We start from the raw sequence: 19,658 nt of genomic DNA on the forward strand, positions 1-19,658 counted from the left end.
ATCGTGATATTCCGAAGCGCACAAACGGTGCGTTACTCCGAGAACATTGAGGACTACAACAATGAGCAACCCATTCACTCCCCCTGAGGGACCATTCGCCGGTCACCCCGGCACCGGATTCGGCTTCGGCCCCGGCTTCGGAGCTGGGCCAGGACACGGCCGGGAGCAACGGCGTGCCCTGCACGGCGCACGGCGGCAGGCCCGCCGCGAATTCTTCGAAAACCTCCGCGACCAGGCCGGCGATCAGGGCTTCGGCCCCGGTTTCGGCCCGGGCTTCGGCCCCGGCTTCGGGCCCGGCTTTGGCCCCGGTTTCGGCCCGGGCTTCGGCGGACGACGCGGCGGCTGGCGTCGCGGCGGCCACAACCGCGGTAAGCGCGGTGACGTACGGGCGGCCATCCTGGCACTGCTCGCCGAGCGGCCGATGCACGGCTACGAGATGATCCAGCAGATCGCCGAACGCAGCAATGGGATCTGGAAGCCCAGCCCCGGCTCGGTGTACCCGACGCTGCAGCTGCTCGACGACGAGGGCCTGATCACCGCGAGCGAAAGCGACGGCAGCAAAAAGCTTTTCGAGCTGACCGAAGAAGGGCGTGCGGCTGCCGAGAAGGTCGAGACCCCGCCGTGGGACGAGATCGCCGAGGGCGCCGACCCCGGTCAGATGAACCTGCGGTCGGCCATCGGCCAGCTGTTCGGGGCGATCGCGCAATCCGCGCACACCGCCTCCGCCGAACAGCAGCAGCGCATCATCGAGATTCTGAACAATGCGCGCCGCGAGGTCTACGGCATCCTCGGCGAGGACTGACCGTTGCGCTGGGAAGTGCCCGCCGGCCATGGGCCGGCGGGCACTTCGCTAGGAGACGTCGACCCAATCCAGCGTGCGCTGCACCGCCTTACGCCAGCCCGCATATCCCTCGGCGCGCGACGCGTCGTCCCACTTCGGCGTCCACCGCTTGTCTTCCTGCCAGTTGGCCCGCAGGTCGGACGGATCGGCCCAGAAACCGACCGCCAACCCGGCCGCGTAGGCAGCACCCAGCGCGGTGGTCTCGGCGACCACCGGCCGGACCACGTCCACTCCCAGCACGTCGGCCTGGATCTGCATGCACAGCTCGTTGCCGGTGATGCCGCCGTCGACTTTGAGCACCTCAAGGCGCACACCGGAATCCGCGGCCATCGCATCCACCACGTCACGGCTCTGGTAGCAGATCGCCTCCAGCGTCGCGCGGGCCAGATGCGCGTTGGTGTTGTACCGCGACAGCCCGACGATCACACCGCGCGCATCGGAACGCCAATACGGGGCGAACAACCCGGAGAACGCCGGGACGAAGTACACGCCGCCGTTGTCGGGAACCTCGCGGGCCAGCCATTCGCTTTGCGCGGCACCGCTGATGATGCCCAGCTGGTCGCGTAGCCACTGCACCGCCGAGCCGGTAACCGCGATCGAGCCCTCCAGCGCGTAAACGGGTTTGGCGTCCCCGAACTGGTAACAGACCGTGGTCAGCAGACCGTTGTCGGAACGCACTATGGTCTCGCCGGTATTGAGTAAGAGGAAATTGCCGGTGCCGTAGGTGTTTTTCGCCTCTCCAGCGGACAGGCATACCTGCCCGACCATCGCGGCATGCTGGTCACCCAACACGCCGGTGATCGGCACCTCGGCGCCGAGCGGCCCAGCTGCCGACGTGACGCCGTAGGGCTGCGTGGGCGACGACGACGCGATCGACGGCAGCATTGCGCGCGGAATCGAGAAGAACGACAACAGCTCGTCGTCCCAGTCCAGCGTTTCCAGGTCCATCAGCATGGTCCGGCTGGCATTGGTCACGTCGGTGACATGTACCCCGCCTCGCGCACCGCCGGTCAGATTCCACAACACCCAGGTGTCCGCGGTGCCGAACAGAGCGTCACCGTTTTCGGCCGCCGCGCGCACGCCGTCGACGTTGTCGAGGATCCACTGCAGCTTCCCGCCGGAGAAATACGTGGCCGGGGGCAGGCCGGCCTTACGGCGAATCACGTCGCCACGCCCGTCGCGATCCAGTGCCGACGCGATCCGGTCGGTACGGGTGTCCTGCCACACGATCGCGTTGTAATACGGGCGGCCGGTACGCCGATTCCACACCAGAGTCGTCTCGCGTTGGTTTGTAATCCCCAGCGCAGCAATGTCTTTCGTCGAAAACTTAGAGGTGTTCAGCACCGACATCAGTACCGAGGAGGTACGTTCCCAGATCTCGATCGGATTGTGCTCGACCCAGCCGGCCTGCGGCAGGATCTGCTCGTGCTCGAGCTGATGACGCGCGACCTCGGCGCCGTCGTGATCGAAAATCATGCAGCGGGTGCTGGTGGTGCCTTGATCGATAGCTGCGACGAACTCGGCCACCTGTCTCCTTCGTCGTGAACTGCGACACGTTCCTGCCATCGTCCATGATGGTGGATCGGTCCACCAGATCCGCAGCTAACCGACCCGATTCGCGATGCCCGGGTGCGCACGCGGCGGCGCGATCCGCCGCTGAGGAGTCCGGTGGCTCTTGCGTTACCGCCGGTAACCCTGTTCCATCGGCGATGTGGGCGAAGAGGTCAAGCGCACCACGTACGACCGCGCCCATGCGCGGGAGTACCGGCGCAAGGTGCAGCTGTGTCTGGACGTCTTCGAGACGATGCTCGCCCAGTCGCGCTTCGACTCCGACCGCCCGCTGACCGGCATGGAAATCGAATGCAATCTCGTCGATGGCGACTATCAGCCCGCCATGTCGAATCGGCCCGTGCTCGATGCCATCGCGGATCCGGCCTACCAGAAGGAATTAGGCGCCTACAACATCGAATTCAACGTGCCTCCCCGGCCGCTGCCAGGACACACCGGCCTGGATCTGGAGGCAGAAGTGCGGGCCAGCCTCAACGATGCGCAGACCAAGGCCGGCGCGGAGGGCACCCGCATCGTGATGATCGGCATCCTACCGACGCTGATGCCCGAGCATCTGTCCCGCGACGGTTGGATGAGCGATTCGACGCGGTACGCCGCGCTCAACGACTCGATCTTCAACGCGCGCGGTGAGGACATTCCGATACATATCTCCGGCCCGGAGCCGCTGAGTTGGGAATCGGTGACCATCGCTCCCGAATCCGCTTGCACCAGTATGCAATTGCACTTGCAGGTCTCCCCCGACGACTTCGCCCCGAACTGGAACGCGGCCCAGGTGATGGCCGGCCCGCAGCTGGCGCTGGGCGCCAACTCGCCCTACTTCTTCGGTCATCAGCTGTGGTCGGAGACCCGTATCGAGGTGTTCTCGCAGTCCACCGACACCCGGCCCGAGGAACTCAAGACTCAAGGGGTACGGCCACGAGTGTGGTTCGGCGAGCGCTGGATCAGTTCGATCCTCGATCTGTTCAAAGAGAACATCCGTTACTTTCCGTCCCTGCTGCCCGAGTTGTCCGACGAGGATCCGGCCAGCGAGCTGGCCGCCGGCCGCATCCCGCAGTTGCCCGAACTTCGGCTGCACAACGGCACCGTGTACCGGTGGAACCGCCCGGTGTACGACGTGGTCAACGGGCGTCCGCACCTGCGGTTGGAGAATCGGGTGTTGCCCGCCGGCCCCACCGTCATCGACATGCTGGCCAACTCCGCGTTCTACTACGGCACGCTGCGCACCTTGTCCGAGGAGGAGAACCCGCTGTGGACGAAGATGAGTTTCGCTGCGGCGCATCATAATTTCCTCGAAGCGGCCCGCCACGGGATGGACACCGTGCTGCATTGGCCCGGTCTGGGTGAGGTAGCGGCGACCAAGCTGGTGCTCGACACGCTGCTGCCGATCGCCGACGAAGGACTGCGCCGGTGGGGTGTGGACGCCGAGGTGCGCGATCGTTTCCTCGGTGTCATCGAGGGCCGCGCCAAGGCCGGCCGCAACGGCGCCAGCTGGCAGGTGGCAACGGTGCGCGCACTGCAGGACTCCGGCATGACGCGGCGCGCGGCGCTGGCGCAGATGCTGCGCCGGTATTGCGAGCACATGCACGCCAACGAGCCGGTCCACACCTGGCCCTGCTAGCCGCGGGTAGCTTGGATTCATGACACCCGACGAGGTAATGGACTGGGACAGCGCCTATCGCGAGCAGGGCGAGTTCAAGGGGCCTCCGCCGTGGAATATCGGTGAGCCACAGCCCGAATTGGCCGCATTGATTGCGGCCGGCAAGTTCCACAGCGACGTGCTGGATGCCGGTTGCGGCGTCGCCGAGCTGTCGTTGACGCTGGCCGCCCAGGGCTACACGGTGGTGGGCGTCGACCTCACGCCTACTGCTGTCGCGGCGGCCACCCGGGCAGCCGAGGAACGCGGCTTGAGCAGCGCCAGCTTCGTCCAGGCCGACATCACCTCGTTCACCGGCTACGACGAACGGTTCGCGACGATCGCCGACAGCACGCTGTTTCACTCGCTGCCGGTCGAGGGCCGCGACGACTACCTGCGTTCGGTGCACCGCGCGGCCGCCCCCGGCGCCAACTATTACGTGCTGGTGTTCGCCAAGGGCGCCTTCCCCGCCGAGATGGACGCGAAGCCCAACGAGGTGGACGAGGACGAATTGCGTGCCGCAGTGAGCAAGTACTGGGAGATCGACGAGATTCGGCCCGCCTACATCCACGCGAATATCGTCGATATGCCCGAAGCGCCGTTCCAGTTCCCGCCGCACGACCGCGACGACAAGGGCCGGATGAAGCTTCCCGCGTACCTGCTGACGGCGCACAAGGCAGGCTGATTCGGGTCACGGCCCCATGATGGCCAGGCCCCAGTCCAGGTGGCCCTGCCAAACGCTCGCGATCCGACCGCCCTGCACCGCGGGCTTGGGATCGCCGATCGGACCACCCGCGGCGCGAATAGCCGCGACGGTGGCGTCCAGGTCGGGAGACCATAGCGCCAGCCCGATCAGTGCCGGCGCACTGCCCGCGGCGACCACCTCGATGAATCCCTCGCCGACGCGGTAGAACGCCATCTCGGGTCCTTGGGCACCCCGCGGGTGAAACCGTCGACGCGGCGGGGCGCCGAGCACCGCAGTGAGAGCGGTGGTGGCAGTGTCCAATTCGCGCACCGTGTAGACGATGTGGTCGACATGGGTGACCCCACAGGGGTGCACCGCGCCGGTCACCGGTGGGCAGACCGCCGTCGGTATCCCGAGGGCGTCGGGCGGCGCGCAGATTTCGTCGAACCCCCAGCCCCGCTCGCCGGTCAGCGCGCAGGCCACCCGCCCGACGCGGATCTCGTAGTCATCTAGAGTGAATCCTAGTGCAGTCCAAGCACTTTCGTCGCCGGGTACGCCGAGCCAGGTCAGGGTGGACATCGCGGTTGAGTCAGGTCGCCGTTGCGGCGGTCGCGGCGATCAGCGCTTCGGCGAAGCTTTCCAGATCCTCGGCGGTGGTGTCGGCGTGCGGCGAGATCCGCAGCCGCGGCGCGGTCATCTCCAGTGGCGCCCGCTGCACGCCGGCGTAGGTGGTCAGGATTCGCCGCTCGGCGAGCAGCCATTCCCGTACCACCTGTGGGTCGGCGCCGTCGACCGGCGCCAAAGTGGTGATGGCGCTTGGCTCCTCGACCTCTTCGACCACCGCCCACCCCGGCACGTCGGCCAGCGTCGTCCGGCTGAGGCTGCCGAGCTCGGCCAGACGCGCGCGGACCGCGTCGGGACCGAACGCCAGATACTCGCCCAGCGACACCGAAAATCCCACTCGTGCGGCGACATTGGCGTCGCCGAACTCGAGCTGCTGGGCCACCGAGAACGACCCGGACCAGTCCGGCGCGGCCAGTCGGGGATGCAGCCGCTGCATCAGGTCGGGCTCCACCGCAAGGAAGCCCACCCCACGCGGACCGGCGATCCATTTGCGCGACGAGGAGTAGGTGACATCGGCGCCGACCGCACAGTCGACCTGGCCCAGCGCTTGGGCGGCGTCGACGACCAGCGGCAGTCCCAACTCGCGGCACAGTTTCGCGATCATCGAAATCGGTTGCACGACACCGCTATGGCTGGCGACCGGGGTCAGGTGGACGAAATCGGGCGGGTCGTCGTCGAGGGCGTAGGCCGCGTCGTCGAGCGCCAGCCGGCCATCCTCGAGGGCCGGCAACAACTGCCGGTCGAATCCGTGGGCGGCCATCACGGCGAGGTTGGGACCGTATTCGCCCGGCAGGCAGGCCAGCCTCCGGCGCTCGGCGGGCCAGCTGCCCAGCAGCAGATCCAGCGCGTGCAGCGAGCCCGTGGTGTAGACGACCTCGGCGTCGGTCATCCCGGTCAGCGCGGCGAACGCGGCACGCCCGGCGTCAAGCGTCGGCGCCGCGGCCTGCGCCGCCACATATCCGCCGACCTCCGCCTCGTGGCGGGCGTGCTGGGCGGCGGCGTCGATGGCCGCGTAACTCTGGCGCGAACAGGCGGCACTGTCCAGGTGTAAACCGGCGACGGGTGGGCGGGATTGCCGCCATCGGTCGGCCAGCGAACCGCCATCGCTCACTTGACGGCTAACGACAACCCGAAATCGCCCGCGGCGTCGGTCCACCACCGCACGCGACGCAGTCCCGCGCCGGCCAATTCGGCGCTCACGCCACCCGGGTGGAACTTGCTCGACACCTCGGTCAGCATCTCCTCGCCGGCGGCGAACTCGACGGTCAGGTCGAGGGCGCCGACCCGGACCGTCTGCGGCCGGTCGGTTCGCAGCCACATTTCGATGCGTTCCTCGTCGGCGTTCCAGCGCGCCACGTGCCGGAAGGCGTCGACGTCGAAATCGGCGTCGAGTTCCCGGTTGACGACCGCGAGCACATTGCGGTTGAACCGGGCCGTAACTCCCGCGGAGTCGTCGTAGGCGCGCAACAACCGAGCGGTGTCCTTGACCAGGTCGGTGCCCAGCAGCAGCGTGTCGTCGGGTTGCATCACGTCGGCGAGGGACTTGAGGAATTCGGCGCGTGGGCCGGGCGTGAGGTTGCCGATCGTCGACCCGAGAAACACGAACAACCGCCGGCCGCCGCCGGGAATCTCGCCGAGATGCTCTTCGAAATCGCCGCAGACGGCTTTGATTTCGACGCCCGCGTACTCTTGCTGGATGGCGGCCGCCGCGGTCGACAAAATCGTCGAGTCGACGTCGAACGGTACGAAACGGCGCAGCGATCCGCGGCCGTGCAGCGCGTCCAGCAGCAGACGAGTCTTCTCCGAGGTGCCACTGCCGAGTTCGACCAGGGTGTCGGCCGCGCTGGCCGAGGCGATTTCGGCGGCCCGGCCGCGCAGGATCTCCGCCTCGGCCCGAGTCGGGTAATACTCCGGCAAGCGGGTGATCTGGTCGAAAAGCTCACTGCCCACCGAATCGTAAAACCACTTGGGCGGCAAGGTCTTCGGCGTGCGCTGCAGACCGTCGAATGCATCGCGGCGCAATGCGTGGTACGCCGAGTCGGCGGCGAGATGGTTGGACAACGTCAGTGTCATCAAAATCCTTTCGGCTCGTCCAGTGGGGTCATCGTTACGCCTTTAGCGCTCACTTCGACAAGGTGGTGGTCGGGTACGTCCTCCCATTCGGAGTCGTCGTTGTAGGGCTCGCTGGCCAGCACCACACCGTCGTCGCGGCGCAGGATGGACAGGGTGTCCCCCCAGGCGGTAGCCAGCATTCGAGAACCGTTGGCGGCCAATATGTTAAGCCGGGCATTTGGATCCAGAGTCCCAATCTGCGCGATGGTCGCGCCGAGCACCTCGAGCCCCAGCGAGAATATGGTTGCCGCCAACATCGCGCTGTCGCAAACGGATTCAGCCGTCGCGGTCAAGGGCAGGACGCCGCGATCGACGACGCCGTTGTGCGACAGCAGCCACTGTCCGTCGGTGAACGGCGCCGTCGCGCTGACGTCGAGCGGCATGCCGATGGTCGCCGAGCGCACCGCGGCCACCACGCAGCCGCTGCGCAGCGCGGGCGCGACCGATTCCAACGACGTGTCGCCCCACAGCGGCGACGTGCTGCGCCAGCGCCGCGGCACTCCCCCTTCTGCAAGGCCTCCAGAAGAACGATCGAAAAACCCGACGCCCCAACCGTCGGCGTTCATCAGGCCGTGCTTTTGGCGGCGCGGGGAATACGACTGCACGCGCAGGGCGAAAGGCGGATCGAGGATCAGCGAGGAGACGCTGACGTCGGCACCAAGCCAGCCGAGGTGGCGGCACATCAGGCGCGGTCCTCCGCGTCGGGGACATCCCAGGCCAGCCGTACTCCGGAGAAGATCTGACGACGGATCGGGTGGTCCCAGTTGCGGAAACTGGGCCGCAGGATGGCGGATTCGACGGCCCACGATCCGCCACGCAAAATCCGGTAGTCGCCGTCGAAGAACGGCTGCGAGTAGCGGTCGTAGATCATCGGGACGAAGCCGGGCCACGGCCGCAACGGTGAACTGGTCCACTCCCAGACGTCGCCCAGCATCTGCTCGACGCCATAGGCCGACGCCCCGGACGGATACGCGCCGACCGGTGCCGGCCGCAACGCGGTGCCGCCCAGGTTGGCGAACTCCGGCGACGGGTCCTGCGCTCCCCAGGGGAAGCGACGCCGGGACTCGGTGACGGGGTCCCACGCGCAGGCCTTCTCCCATTCCAGTTCGGTGGGCAGCCGCGCGCCCGCCCAGGCCGCGTACGCCTCGGCCTCGAAGTAGCTGACGTGCTGCACGGGCTCGTCGGCCGGAATGTCTTCGAGGTAGCCGAAGCGGGTGCGGGTGCGCCCGTCGAACCCCCAGAATTGCGGCGCGCTAAGCCCCGCGCTGCACCGGTGCTCCCAGCCACGGTCGGACCACCAGCGTCGTTCGCGGTAGCCGCCGTCGTCGATGAAGTGTTGCCATTCGCCGTTGGTGACCGGGACCCGGCCGATGCGGAACGCCGGCAAATCGACGACGTGAGCGGGGCGCTCGTTGTCCAACGAGAACGGTTCGCTGGTGGCGTCGACGCCAAGCACGAACGGGCCACCGGGCACCAGCACCGACGTTCCGGCCAGGCCGTCCCGACCCGCGGGCAGGTTGGCGGGGTCGCGCAGCAGCGCGGCGCCGGTACGCAAATTCAGCGCCTGCAGCATCGTTTCGTCGTGCTGGTTTTCGTGGCTGACCACCATCGCGTAGACGAAGGCCGCGTGCTCTCCGGCAGGGTCGTCGGGCAATGCGTCCAGTGCATCCAGGGCAGCGGAACGCACTGTGCGGCAATAAGATCGGGCTTGGTCCGGGGAAAGAAGCGGCAAATCGACGCGACTGGCGCGGGAGTGTTCGAAGGCGTCGTAGAGACCTTCGACCGAAGGATCCAGCATTCCCGGGCGACTCGGGTCTCCGCCCCGCAGCAGCCACAGCTCCTCCTGCTGACCGATGTGTGCGAGGTCCCACACCAGCGGGCTCATCAACGGGTCGTACTGACGACGCAGTTCGGCGTCGTCGAAATCGACCAGCCGCAGCGTGCGCGCCCGCGCCCGCGCCAGATCATCGGCGACCCGTTCCCGGCATGACGATCGCACACGCGGCGCTGGGGGCAGCTCCCGCTTGCGGGGGACCGGGCGCTGGGGGTACCTCCCGCTTGCGGGGGACGGGTCGGAATCATCAGGGAAAGTCACAAGCCCCCTTGTGCCAACTGCGACACGGTGGCCACGATGCCGTGGTCAATCACCTGGTCGGAGAAGTCGTCGCCGGGACATCGGCCCCGCTCGACGGCGCGGATCAGCCGTTCCATCTCGTCGGTGAGCTCGGGCGGCGCCTTCGCGGCCGCGATCGCCACACAGGAGGTGGCGGCCTCGTGCAAACGCCGGTCGCTCAGGCCGAGCCGGGCCGCGTTGTCCCAGGCGGTGGCCACCGGTTCGACCGCCGCGGCGGCGGCGTCGGCCGCGACCGGGTCGTCGAGCAGCGCGGCCAGCGTGAACGCGATCGCGGGCCAGTAGGCGTCCGGTGCGCTGTCGAGGTAGCGGATTTCCAGCCATTGCCTGGGACGCACCGGAGGGAACAGCGTGGTCAGGTGATAGTCGAGATCGGCGAGGGTGGGCCGGCGGTCGCAGAGCCGCGCCGAGCCGTCCGCCCAATCGGCGAAGGACACGTAGTGGGTCACCGCTCGAAAGTCCCGGGCCTCCGGGTTGTGCACCATCATCACCGGCGCCTTGAGCGCGTAGCGCGCCCAGTCGGTGCCGGGGTCGTCACCGCTGGCGCCCAGGATGGGCCCGCAGCGCGCGGAGTCCATCTGGCCCCACACCCACTGCCGCGTGGACACCCAGCCGGAGAAGTCGCCGCCCAGCATCGGGGAGTTGGCCGCGATCGCGATCATGGTGGGGCCCAGCGCGTGCGCCAGCCGGACCCGCGCCGCCCAGCCTGCCTGCGGCCCGGCGTCGAGGTTGACCTGGACCGAGGCGGTCGACGTCATCATCGCCGCACCCGCCTCGGCGGAGTTGCTGGCGGCGAAGAACTCTTCCATCGTGCGATAACGCCCGCCCGGATTCACGCGCTTGGGTGCCCGCAGCGGGTCGGCACCCAGAAAGACCAGTCCCAGCCCGGCATTGGCGAAGGACTTGCGCAGCACGGCCTGGTCGTCGTTCATCGCTTCGATGGCGGCGACGACGCCGGCTGCGGGCGGGCCGGACAATTCGACCGCGCCGCCGGGCTCCACGGTCACCGCGCTGCCGGCGGGCAGTGGCGGCAGCTGGTCGATGATCTCGGTGATTTCGTCCCAGCTCGGCCGCCGGTAGGGATCGACCGGGTCGACGCAATGCGCCTCCATCTCCAGACCGACACGCCCGAGTGGGCCGTCGATCAAGCAACCACGGGCGATGTACTGGGCGGCTTCCTCGGAACTGGTCAGCTCGGAGTCGGCCGGACGGCCGGCGTCTAGCTGCGAGGCCGCGGCGGTGATAGCGGCGAGCGTCATATCACGATCCCTCCGGGCCCGACCACGCCGGAACATCACCGGGCCGAGCGCCACGTTGGGCAGCTATCCGAACGATAACCGCCGTCTCTTCATCTTCCAGATCGCCCCGACATATTCCCGTTCCCGCAGATTCGCGCCGCACGGCTTACACGCATACCCAAATTCACCGATTATTGCCCGAGTGCGTTTTGCATCGCCCCGGCCAGCACGTTGACCGCGGGTCCCGCGTTGCCAGACTGGCAAACCTTCGCCTGTAGCACCACGTTTTCACGCAGCCGGGTTTGATTGAAGCAGCGGCGATCGGTGCCGGCTTCTTGCTTGGTCCAGTTGGCGTCGATCGCGGTGGCCGGTGCGCCGGCAAATGACCACACCTGCGTCTGCCCGTTATCCAGGTGCATCGTCGTGGTCTGGCCGGAGCAACCCCCGGTGCGGTCCACCAGTCGGTGGAATGCCCGGTCCGCGGCGTCGTTGGTGGCGAATACGCCGACGGCCTGCTTGACGAGATGCGTCTGGTCGTTGGCCGACGTCTGCGATGTGGCCCCGTTGAAGGACGCCAGGTCGGGATCGTTGTACACATCGGGCAGCCCGATGTCGGCCCAGTTGTTGCAGTCGGCCAAGTCGATGTAGAAGCTCTGCACCGGCGCGGTGAACACCGCTTCCCACCCCATCGGGCCGCCGACGATGTTGCCAACCGACCCTTTGCCGAGCACCGCATACGACACCACCCCGGGATCGGATGGACGGGCCGCCGCGATGGGCATGCCCGAAGCCGCCCCCAAGCCCAGACCGACGCTTACCGCCACAGCGGACATCCGCATCATGGATCTCGATCATGCCAGGGCGACGGCCCGTGGCGAACACGGCGCCTGGCGGCGCAATTGTTGCGGCAAGTATGACCAGATTCACCCAACAACTCGACGTTCGACGCCAAGACTATTGAGCCCGGATGCCCTCCTCGACCTTCTTACCGAGATCGGGGTCGACATTGCGCCAGTACTCGAAAACCCGGGACAGCACGGGCTCTTTGACGCCCTTGGATACGTGCCCAATGATGTTGTGGGCCAGGCGGTCTCGGGCCTCGTCATCGAGAACCTCACGCACCATGGTGCCGGCCTGCCCGAAGTCGTCGTCCTCGGCGTGCAGCGTGTAGGCCGCCCGGACCACGTCTCCGTCGGCATGCCAACGGATCTCCGCGGCGCGCGCCGGGTCGGCGTGCGGCCCCCCGTAGGAGTTGGGCGCGTAGACGGGATCGGTGACGTTCTTGACGCGCATCGCGCCGTCCTTGGAGTAGCTGTTCACCTCCACCTTCGGTTCGTTGACCGGGATCTGCCGGTAGTTGGCCCCCAACCGGGCGCGATGCGCGTCGGAGTAGGAGAAGCCGCGCGCCTGCAGCATCTTGTCCGGACTGAGACCGGTGCCGGGCACGGTGTTGTTCGGCTCGAACGCAGCCTGCTCGATCTCGGTGTGGTAGTCGGTGACGTTGCGGTTCAACGTCATCTTGCCGACGTCGATCAGCGGGTAGTCCCCGTGCGGCCACACCTTCGTGAGGTCGAACGGGTTGAACCGGTAGGTCTTGGCGTCCTCGTACGGCATGATCTGCATCTTCAGCGTCCAGCTTGGGAAGTCGCCACTCTCGATCGACTCGTAGAGGTCCCGCTGGTGGTAATCGCCGTCCTCACCCGCCAATTGGTCGGCGTCCTCCTGGGTCAGGAACTCAATGCCCTGATCGGTGATGAAGTGATACTTCACCCAGAAGATTTCACCGCCGGCGTTGATCCAGCTGTAGGTGTGGCTGCTGTAGCCGTTCATATTGCGCCACGTCTTCGGGATTCCCCGGTCGCCCATCAACCAGGTCACCTGGTGTGCGGATTCCGGCGACAGGCTCCAGAAGTCCCACTGCATGTTGTGGTCGCGAACGTTGCTGGCCTGCAAGCGTTTTTGCGACCGGATGAAGTGTTGGAACTTGAGCGGGTCGCGCATGAAGAACACCGGTGTGTTGTTGCCGACCATGTCGAAGTTGCCCTCGGTCGTGTAGAACTTCAGCGCGAATCCGCGGGGGTCCCGCCAGGTGTCTGGGCTGCCGCGTTCGCCGGCCACGGTCGAAAACCTGGCCAGCATCTCGGTTTTGGTACCGGGCTGGAACACCGCGGCTCTGGTGAACTGGCTGACATCGTTGGTCACCTCGAAATGACCGAAGGCACCACCACCCTTGGCGTGCGGTTGACGCTCCGGGATGCGTTCCCGATTGAACTGCGCCATCTGCTCGATCAGGTAGTGATCCTGCAGCAGGATCGGACCGTCGGGACCGACCGTCAACGACTGGTCGTCGCTGGGCGCAGCAATGCCCGCATCGGTCGTGGTGAAGCGCTCCGTCATCTCGCCATCTCCTCGCTAACTGGACTCAATCGAGGGCCGTGCCACGGGTACCCACCCAGTGTGAACCCGAATCGGTGCCGTGCGCTCTCAGTGCATGAAAACGGCCCGGCATCCCCGATGGGACGCCGGGCCGTTTGCAGCTGTCGGTGCTAGGGACGCGGTGCGGGAGCGGGGGCACTGGTCGCCGGAGCGGGCCCGGCCGGAGCACTCGGGCCGGCGCCCGGACCGCCGTATCCCGGCGGCGGACCGTACTGGTAGGGCGGCATCATTGCGGGGCCACCCGGCCCGCCGTACTGCCACGGTCCCGGGCCGCCGGGCTTCCACATCTGGCCGTGGTGATGGCCGCAGTGGTGGCTGTGATATCCGAAGATCATGGCGCCGGAGAAGAAAACGACCGACAAGATGAAGACGATCCCCGCAACGATCACCACCCACGCTGCGGCCGTATAGACCTTGGGTGGCTTGACCAGATGCGGCGGTGGGGGCGGAGCCGTGTCGACGGCAGCCGGCTGTATCCCGCGTTCAGGTGTTTCACTCATGTCTTGAATACTGCCCGCAAATCCAACTGCCGCAACAGTTTTCCGGTGACAAAGTTGCTGTGAATTCATCCGAGTACGATCCGGCTGCCCAATCACTGGTAGCCCGGCGCTCGGGGGTGAGCGCCGGGCTACTGCGTGTGAAATTAACGGCCCCCCGGAGTCCTCCTATTACCCCGTGAGCATCTGAGGGATGGCGATGTCGCGGCTACGGCGTGCGAGACGGAGCGACGGACGACGGAACCTGGCTGGGCCCCGGAGCGCCCGGCGGCACGGCCGCAGGTCCACCCGGCTGCTGGTTCGCGCCGGGCCATCCCGGACCGCCCGGGCCGCCGAATCGGTGCGGATGCATCATCGCGTGTGGCTTGTGGTGGTGGCCGTGGTGGCCATGGTGCCCGCTGGACTTACCGAGCATGAAGCCGGTGAAGAAGATGACCGCGATGATGAACACGGTCCCGGCGGCGATGGCAACGTAGGCCGCTGCTTGGAAGACCCTAGGGGTCCGGTGGACGACGACCGGCTCTGCCGGCGCCGGTGCGGTTGCGGTCGCGGACCGCACAGTGGGGGTTTCAGATGTTTCACTCATGAGACAAATGATGCGAGGGTAAACAGTGGTTCTGGCTATGCGCTGGTTAGGTAGCAGCTGTGAGCCGAAAACCCCCGACCACCAGCGAAAACCGGTGGTCGGGCTGGCTCGTCTGCTCAGCGAAGCCGGCCGAGAAGCCGTTGCTTCTGTTCGTCGAACTCCTCGTCGGTCAGCAGCCCCGAGTCGCGAAGGTCGCCGAGTTTGCCCAGCAGTTCGGCGAATTCGCGCATCTCCGACGCGATACCGCTCATCTGGCCGCCCGCGCTGGGCGACGACCCGGAAGATGCGCGCGCGGGCGCCCCGACGCGTTCCCGGCGCGCTGGGCTCACGGTGCCATTGATCGCCTGGCCGGCCATGCTCGCCAGCGTCATCTCACCGAACAGGCTCGCCTGGCTGGTGGCGAGTACGTCAGGGACGGCACCGAGGCTGGTGGCCGGCAGCGCCAGCGTCGCCAACCTGATCTGCGGTGCCGCGGTGGTCCAGCCGGGCGGCACCGACAAGGCCCCGATCGTGGCCGCCTGGCCCAGACCTGCCGAACCCGCCTCGCCTATGGTCCCGAGCTGGTCGAACCGGCTCATGATCCGAGTCTCGGCGCCTGAGATCTGGCGGGTCAGCGCATCTTGGTCCTCGGCGATTTCACGGCCGGCCGCCTCAATCTCGGTGTCGGCCTTCGCCGCGTCCGCCCATGCCCCCGAGGCGGTGCCCAACTCGCTCGTCGCGACACCCAAACTGGCGGGCTCGAAGAACGTCGAAGGCGAGATCAGGCCCAGGCTCTGCAGCGCGTCGAAGATTCCCGACACGGGTGACACCGCGGCGGCGGTGGAGGTCGGGGACGAGGCGAGCGCCTGCAGCGTCGCGGGCACGTCGGAGCTCAATTGCACCAACGCCGCCTGGGTATCGGTCGCGGCCGATGTGGCGGTGGCCCGCGCGAGCGCGGCGGCTTGGTCCCTTGCCCCGCCGTCGCGGGTGCTCTGCGGTGATTGGGTGAACGGGGCCAACGTTGACGCGGACGCCGATAGTGCGGCGTAGCCGTACATCGCTGCGGCGTCCTGGGCCCACATCTCGGCGTAGTGCGTCTCGGTGACCGCGATCGCCGGAGTGTTCTGCCCGAAGATGTTCGTTGCCACCAGTGCCTTCAGCGTCGTGCGGTTGGCCGCGATCACCGGCGGGGGCACCACCGCCGCAAACGCCACCTCATAAGCGGCGGCCGCCGCTTTGGCCTGAGTGGCCGTCTGCTCGGCCTGCGCGGCGGCCGTGCGCATCCACGTCACATAGGGAGCAGCCGCGGCCGCCATCGACGCCGCTGCGAAGCCCAGCCAGGGACCGGCGACCAGCCCGGCGATCACCGATGCATAGCCCGCCGCCGCCGTGTGCAACTCGGCGGCCAACCCGTCCCAGGCCAACGCCGCGGCCAGCATCGAGCCCGACCCGGGCCCGGAGTACAACCGTCCGGAGTTGAATTCCGGTGGAATTGTTGCGAAATCCATTGCCGCACAACCTCCTAGCGGATGGCGATCACGTTGACGGGGTGGCTCCTTCGTTGTATTAGTGCACAAGGGACACCAGTCCGCAGATCTCGCGAAGGTTTTCCGGCGGGGCCGCCCGTCTCGCGGGCGATCGCTACCGAGGCCCCCGCCGGCTTCTTCTCCGTTAACCGAGCTACTCCTTTGGACGACAAACTTGCGCGCAACCACGGATCACAGCTTGATCGGGAAAGGTCCAGCGACAGCGATGCTTTAGCGCACACCACGGTTTTGGAGGAGCTTCAGCGGGCGGCCATTGGTTATTTACGCAGGCGCTATTAGACACGCGCTAGTGTGCCCGGCAAATCATTGCGCTTAGCTCGCGACAAGGGATAAGACATGGACTTTGCTTTGCTGCCGCCGGAGGTCAACTCGGGCCTGATGTACACCGGGCCGGGTTCGGGGCCGATATTGGCGGCGGCAGCCAGCTGGGACGCGGTGGCCGCGCAACTGGAATCGGCCGCCGGCGGCTACTCATCGGAGGTCTCGGGCCTGGCCGGTCGGTGGTTAGGCCCCTCCTCGATGCGGATGTCCGCCGCTGCGACCCGCCAGGTGGTGTGGTTGCAGGCCAGCGCCGCCCAAGCCGCGCAGACCGCCACCCGGGCGTACGCCGCGGCAGCTGCCTACGAGGCCGCGTTCGCTATGACGGTGCCCCCGCCGATGATCGCGGAGAACCGGATGCGGCTGATGATGCTGGTCGCGACGAACTTCTTCGGGCAGAACACCTCGGCGATCGCGGCGGCCGAAGCGCAGTACACCGAGATGTGGATCCAAGACGCCAGTGCCATGTACGGCTACGCCGCCGCGGCCGAAACCGCCAGCACCCTAGAACCATTCGACGAACCCGCGCCGACCACCAACCCGAACGGCCAGGCAGATCAGGCCGACGCGGCCGCGCGGGCCGCCGCCGACGCGACCAGCGGCCGCACCCAGTCCACGATCCAACTCGCCTCGTCGCAGGCCACTCAGCTCGCCTCGGCCAACATCCCCGTCGGCGACACCGTGACCGCCCCGGCGGGCAGCGCCGTGACCCTGGAGCCCGGTTCTGTCGCCTACATCGGCAGCGGCAGTGTTACCGCCGGACCCGGCGCCGGGGTCGGCAGCGAATCCTCGATCATCCTCAACGCCGGCAGCAGCATCATCCTTAATTTCGGTTCCGGCGCCCTCGCGTCGGACGGCACCGGCTACCAAGCGGGCGCCACCGTGTCCGCGGGTGCCGGCCCCGTCACGCTCACCCCAGTCGCCGCCGGTCAGGTCGAAGGCACGGTCGTCAGCGGCTCGGTAACCGTCCCCGGTAGTGCCTCAGCGCTCAGTGTTGTCGGGGCCGTCGGCAACTCCGCCGTTACCGTCACGGTCGGCGCCGGGGGCGCCACCATCGCCAACCTGCAAGGCGTCGTGACCGTCAGCAGCGCCGCCACCCCAATCGCCTCTTCCGGCGCGGTGGCGGCCCCCGCGGCAGCACCTGTGGCCGCCTCACCGGGCCTGGCGGGCACCGCGGGAATCCAGCCTCAGCTCAGCCTCGAGGGGCTTGCGCAATGGGCTCAGGGCATCTCTGGGGCCGACCTGGCCGCGGGCCTGGGCGAGGTGAGTTGAGGAACTAATCCGGCTTGAAGGGATTGACCGCGAACTGGATGACCCGGTACGGCGCGGACACCCGCGCCCGGGTGTCCCACTGGCTGACGAAGATTCGCAGCTCGTCGAGCGTGGAACCGGGCGAGATGTAGCCGCCATACGGTTGGGCGAGCCGGTTATCGGTGGGTGGTGGCAGGCTCTCCGCCGGCTCGGGCCACTCGTCGTGCTGCACGACCGTGGTTACCGGCGCCTCGCCCAGCGACGTCGGGTCGTTGGCCACACGAACTTCCATGTTGCCGTTGCTGGCGTTGAAGTAGGACAGCACCGCTTTGCCGTCGATCTGCCGAATGGACATCTCCCCCACTTGTTCGGGCCACAACGGCGTCGGCGGCTTGTTCCAGCCGCCACCGGGCCCGGCCGCCCAGCCCTGCCATCGCGACCGGTCCGTAAAGTTCTGCGGGGCAACCCGATACAGCACCACCGACTGACTGCGGGTAAAGCTGTTGGCCACGACGTACACCCACCCACTCGGTGAATCGGCGGTCGGGATCGGGTCGTAATACCCGCTGATCTGGGTCTGCGAACCGCCCTGATAGGTGGCGTCGCGCTTCGACCCGGCCACTGTCTGCCATCCTCCGCGCGCCGCTTCGGCTACCACCAGCCGAGAGTTCTGCGGCTTGAGATCCTTTGTCGTGGTGACCATTAGGTAGTTGCGCCGGTTGATCTGAACCACCCCGGCGGGAAGTTGCGAATCTCCCGAAGGCGTGGGGTCGGCCAGCAGCGGCTTGGTGATCCCCGTGACGCCGGTGTAGCGCACCCCGGCGGGGTCGTCGACCGACGACGTGTCGACATGCAGCGCGATCGGCGCGTACCAACCGCCGAACCCCACGCCCTGCCCGGCGAAGCTATCTCCACAGACCTGCAGCAGCTCGGTCGGAAACTCGAGGAATTCACAGAGATCGGTAGCGCCGATGCCGTAATCGCCTGTAGGAGTGCCGGTTCCGGCCGTCGGCCCGATCCGCAACACCTGGCCGGGTGCCAGTGGCTGCACAATCGGCTGCGGGACAGGCGCCGGCGGATCGGCATGCGCGATCGAAACAACCTGCGGCGCAATCAAACACAGCGCAGTGACCAGCGGGGCCCGCGCGCCACTCACCCGCGGGTCACAGCTCAGCGGCCAGCAGCTCGGCGATCTGAATAGTGTTGAGCGCGGCACCCTTGCGCAGGTTGTCCCCCGAGACGAATAGCGCCAGGCCACGCCCGTCGGGCACGCCGGGGTCGTGGCGAACCCGGCCCACCAACGAGTCGTCGACGCCGGCGGCATCCAAAGCTGTTGGCACGTCGACCAGTTTCACGCCGGGCGCGGCGCTGAGCAATTCTCGGGCCCGCTCGGGTGACAGCGGCCGCGCGAACTCGGCGTTGATCGACAGCGAGTGGCCGGTGAACACCGGAACCCGCACGCAGGTCCCGCTTACCAGCAGATCGGGAATGCCGAGTATCTTGCGGCTCTCGTGCCGCAGCTTCTGGTCCTCGTCGGTCTCCCCGGAGCCGTCGTCCACCAACGAACCCGCCAGCGGCAGCACGTTGAAGGCGATCGGCGCGACATAGGTCTTCGGAGCCGGGAACTGCAGCGCACGACCGTCGTGCACCAGTTGCTCGGCGTCGTCGATCACCGCGCGGACCTGTGTCGCCAGCTCCTCGACACCGGCCAACCCGCTGCCGGAGACCGCCTGGTAGCTCGACACCACCAGGCGCTGCAAATGGGCTTCCTCGTGCAGCGGCATCAGCACCGGCATCGCGGCCATCGTGGTGCAGTTCGGGTTGGCGATGATGCCCTTCGGCCGGTTCGCGGCGTCACGAGCGAAGTTCACCTCGGAGACCACCAACGGCACCTCGGGATCCTTGCGCCAGGCCGACGAGTTGTCGATCACCGTCACCCCGGCGGCCGCGAACCGCGGGGCCTGCACCAGCGACATCGTCTTACCGGCCGAGAACAGCGCGATGTCCAGGCCGCTCGGATCCGCCGTCGCGGCGTCCTCGACCTCGATCTCCTCGCCGCGGAAGGGCAGTTTGCGGCCCTGGGAGCGGGCGGATGCGAAAAACCGCACCGTGCTCGCCGGGAAGTCGCGCTCATCGAGCAGATTGCGCATCACCTGGCCTACCTGGCCGGTGGCGCCTACCACGCCTATCGACACGCTATTCGCGCCCATA

The 19,658-nt window shown here is 67.4% G+C and carries 18 protein-coding genes; 4 read left to right on the plus strand and 14 right to left on the minus strand.

From position 1 onward, the window contains the following. The first annotated feature begins 61 nt into the window (after positions 1–61). On the plus strand, positions 62–802 hold the full coding sequence (locus tag MJO58_RS25960; RefSeq protein ID WP_090607629.1) for a PadR family transcriptional regulator: 741 nt from the start codon (positions 62–64) through the stop codon (positions 800–802). Between the two features lie 48 nt (positions 803–850). Here the strand turns inward: MJO58_RS25960 and glpK are convergent, their stop codons facing one another. Further along, positions 851–2,407: a glycerol kinase GlpK gene (gene glpK, locus MJO58_RS25965; protein WP_090607630.1), complete on the minus strand. Its 1,557-nt coding sequence runs from the start codon at positions 2,405–2,407 to the stop codon at positions 851–853. A gap of 145 nt (positions 2,408–2,552) precedes the next feature. Here glpK and MJO58_RS25970 point away from each other — a divergent pair, with 145 nt between their 5' ends. Further along, entirely contained in the window at positions 2,553–4,028 is a 1,476-nt protein-coding gene (locus tag MJO58_RS25970; RefSeq protein WP_239721419.1) for a glutamate-cysteine ligase family protein, read from the plus strand. A 19-nt stretch (positions 4,029–4,047) separates the two neighbouring features. Then, a complete protein-coding gene (locus MJO58_RS25975; RefSeq protein ID WP_090607633.1) occupies positions 4,048–4,728 on the plus strand; it encodes a class I SAM-dependent methyltransferase in 681 nt (226 codons plus the stop codon). 6 nt (positions 4,729–4,734) lie between these two features. Here MJO58_RS25975 and MJO58_RS25980 read toward each other — a convergent pair whose 3' ends face one another. The 11 genes from MJO58_RS25980 to MJO58_RS26030 all read right to left on the minus strand — a co-directional run bounded on the left by MJO58_RS25980 (position 4,735) and on the right by MJO58_RS26030 (position 15,839). Then, a complete protein-coding gene (locus MJO58_RS25980; RefSeq protein WP_239721420.1) occupies positions 4,735–5,307 on the minus strand; it encodes a VOC family protein in 573 nt (190 codons plus the stop codon). A 10-nt stretch (positions 5,308–5,317) separates the two neighbouring features. Further along, positions 5,318–6,463: an ergothioneine biosynthesis PLP-dependent enzyme EgtE gene (egtE, locus tag MJO58_RS25985; RefSeq protein WP_239721421.1), complete on the minus strand. Its 1,146-nt coding sequence runs from the start codon at positions 6,461–6,463 to the stop codon at positions 5,318–5,320. Then, positions 6,460–7,425: an L-histidine N(alpha)-methyltransferase gene (gene egtD / locus MJO58_RS25990; protein WP_239721422.1), complete on the minus strand. Its 966-nt coding sequence runs from the start codon at positions 7,423–7,425 to the stop codon at positions 6,460–6,462. The genes egtE and egtD overlap by 4 nt, the downstream gene beginning before the upstream one ends. Then, positions 7,425–8,147, minus strand: coding sequence for an ergothioneine biosynthesis protein EgtC (egtC, locus tag MJO58_RS25995; protein ID WP_090607639.1), 723 nt, complete (start codon positions 8,145–8,147; stop codon positions 7,425–7,427). The genes egtD and egtC overlap by 1 nt, the downstream gene beginning before the upstream one ends. Continuing rightward, positions 8,147–9,463, minus strand: a complete 1,317-nt coding sequence (egtB, locus tag MJO58_RS26000; protein ID WP_239721423.1) for an ergothioneine biosynthesis protein EgtB — start codon at positions 9,461–9,463, stop codon at positions 8,147–8,149. The genes egtC and egtB overlap by 1 nt, the downstream gene beginning before the upstream one ends. Positions 9,464–9,555: 92 nt before the next feature. Beyond that, a complete protein-coding gene (egtA, locus tag MJO58_RS26005) occupies positions 9,556–10,854 on the minus strand; it encodes an ergothioneine biosynthesis glutamate--cysteine ligase EgtA (RefSeq protein ID WP_239721424.1) in 1,299 nt (432 codons plus the stop codon). A 170-nt stretch (positions 10,855–11,024) separates the two neighbouring features. Next, positions 11,025–11,672: a sensor domain-containing protein gene (locus MJO58_RS26010; protein WP_239723450.1), complete on the minus strand. Its 648-nt coding sequence runs from the start codon at positions 11,670–11,672 to the stop codon at positions 11,025–11,027. A gap of 115 nt (positions 11,673–11,787) precedes the next feature. Next, positions 11,788–13,230, minus strand: a complete 1,443-nt coding sequence (locus MJO58_RS26015; protein ID WP_239721425.1) for a catalase — start codon at positions 13,228–13,230, stop codon at positions 11,788–11,790. A gap of 149 nt (positions 13,231–13,379) precedes the next feature. Continuing rightward, complete coding sequence (locus MJO58_RS26020) at positions 13,380–13,769, minus strand: hypothetical protein (RefSeq protein ID WP_090607649.1); 390 nt, start codon at positions 13,767–13,769, stop codon at positions 13,380–13,382. Between the two features lie 205 nt (positions 13,770–13,974). Then, complete coding sequence (locus tag MJO58_RS26025; RefSeq protein WP_239721426.1) at positions 13,975–14,352, minus strand: hypothetical protein; 378 nt, start codon at positions 14,350–14,352, stop codon at positions 13,975–13,977. 116 nt (positions 14,353–14,468) lie between these two features. Then, on the minus strand, positions 14,469–15,839 hold the full coding sequence (locus MJO58_RS26030) for a PPE family protein, SVP subgroup (RefSeq protein WP_239721427.1): 1,371 nt from the start codon (positions 15,837–15,839) through the stop codon (positions 14,469–14,471). A gap of 375 nt (positions 15,840–16,214) precedes the next feature. On the opposite strand from MJO58_RS26030, the gene MJO58_RS28765 reads away from it, so the two are divergent. Continuing rightward, positions 16,215–17,468, plus strand: coding sequence for a PPE family protein (locus MJO58_RS28765; protein ID WP_276553182.1), 1,254 nt, complete (start codon positions 16,215–16,217; stop codon positions 17,466–17,468). A gap of 4 nt (positions 17,469–17,472) precedes the next feature. Here MJO58_RS28765 and MJO58_RS26040 read toward each other — a convergent pair whose 3' ends face one another. Beyond that, the gene (locus MJO58_RS26040) at positions 17,473–18,603 is read right to left on the minus strand and encodes a DUF4185 domain-containing protein (protein WP_434086274.1); all 1,131 of its coding nucleotides are present in this window, start codon (positions 18,601–18,603) and stop codon (positions 17,473–17,475) included. A 7-nt stretch (positions 18,604–18,610) separates the two neighbouring features. Then, complete coding sequence (locus MJO58_RS26045) at positions 18,611–19,657, minus strand: aspartate-semialdehyde dehydrogenase (RefSeq protein WP_239721428.1); 1,047 nt, start codon at positions 19,655–19,657, stop codon at positions 18,611–18,613. Position 19,658: the final 1 nt, after the last annotated feature.

Source organism: Mycobacterium lentiflavum (assembly GCF_022374895.2).
Lineage (GTDB): Bacteria > Actinomycetota > Actinomycetes > Mycobacteriales > Mycobacteriaceae > Mycobacterium > Mycobacterium lentiflavum.